Origin of the sequence: Methylobacterium sp. E-065, assembly GCF_022829605.1 — a bacterium.
Lineage (GTDB): Bacteria > Pseudomonadota > Alphaproteobacteria > Rhizobiales > Beijerinckiaceae > Methylobacterium.
Genome location: NZ_JAKSYD010000298.1, coordinates 1 through 1240, shown reverse-complemented (window position 1 = coordinate 1240; position 1240 = coordinate 1). Strand labels below are relative to the sequence as shown.

The 1240-nt window shown below is 70.9% G+C and carries 1 protein-coding gene; it reads left to right on the top strand.

The genetic code is table 11. The features are described 5' to 3' along the window. Nucleotides 1-1050, top strand: a 1050-nt coding sequence (locus MKK84_RS34605; RefSeq protein ID WP_279599889.1) for a carbohydrate-binding domain-containing protein, incomplete at its 5' end; no start/stop codon positions are given. Nucleotides 1051-1240: the final 190 nt, after the last annotated feature.

Sequence of the window (1240 nt, the reverse complement as noted above, 5' to 3'; positions counted from 1 at the left end):
CTGTCCGTCGCAGACCATCCGTTGATCATTCAGGTGTCTGGCGCGACCGGATCCAGCACGAACGCGCCGGGCAACAGTGCTCCAGTGGCGACCACGGTGGGCACCGGCCCGGACAAGCTGGTGCTGAAGCTCAGCGAGGACGCCTACAAGGGCGACGCGCAGTACACGGTCTCGGTCGACGGCCAGCAGGTCGGCGGCACCCTGACCGCGCACGCCGCCCACGTCCCCGTCTCGACGGCGCTGGCCGACACGCTCACAGTTCAGGGCAATTTCGGCGCCGGGCCGCACACGGTCAGCGTCAACTTCCTCAACGACGCCTATGACCGCCCGGGCAACGACCGCAACCTGTACGTGGACGCGGCCAGCTACAACGCCGCCGCCGTGGCCAACAGCAGCCTGACCTTCCTCAGCCCCGGGCCCCAGCAATTCGCCGTCCCGGGAACGGCTGCGAGCACCGGCGCCCCGGCGACGACCACGGTGGGCACCGGCCCGGACAAGCTGGTGCTGAAGCTCAGCGAGGACGCCTACAAGGGCGACGCCCAGTACACGGTCTCGGTCGACGGCCAGCAGGTCGGCGGGACCCTGACCGCGCACGCCGCCCACGTCGCCGGCTCGACGGCGCTGGACGATACCCTCACCGTGCAGGGCAATTTCGGCGCCGGGCCGCACACGGTCAGCGTCAACTTCCTCAACGACGCCTATGACGGCCCGGGCAACGACCGCAACCTGTACGTGGACGCGGCCAGCTACAACGGCGCCGCCGTGGCCAACAGCAGCCTGACCTTCCTCAACCCCGGGCCCCAGCAATTCGCCGTCCCGGGAACGGCTGCGAGCACCGGCGCCCCGGCGACGACCACGGTGGGCACCGGCCCGGACAAGCTGGTGCTGAAGCTCAGCGAGGACGCCTACAAGGGCGACGCGCAGTACACGGTCTCGGTCGACGGCCAGCAGGTCGGCGGGACCCTGACCGCGCACGCCGCCCACGTCGCCGGCTCGACGGCGCTGGACGATACCCTCACCGTGCAGCCAAGTTCGGAAGCGTCGAGGTGATCCATGGCGCCCTCCCTCAAGCCGCCGCGCGGCGCTTGCCGCCGGTCTGGTGTTTCGGGCGCTCGCGCCGGATCGGCTCAGGCTCCTGCGGGATCACCTCGACGCTTCCGAACTTGTGCCGCCCGCCGTGCTCGCGGTCGATGACCCGCCGACGCCCCTGCAGGAGCAGATCGCGGCGGCTTGCGCCGAG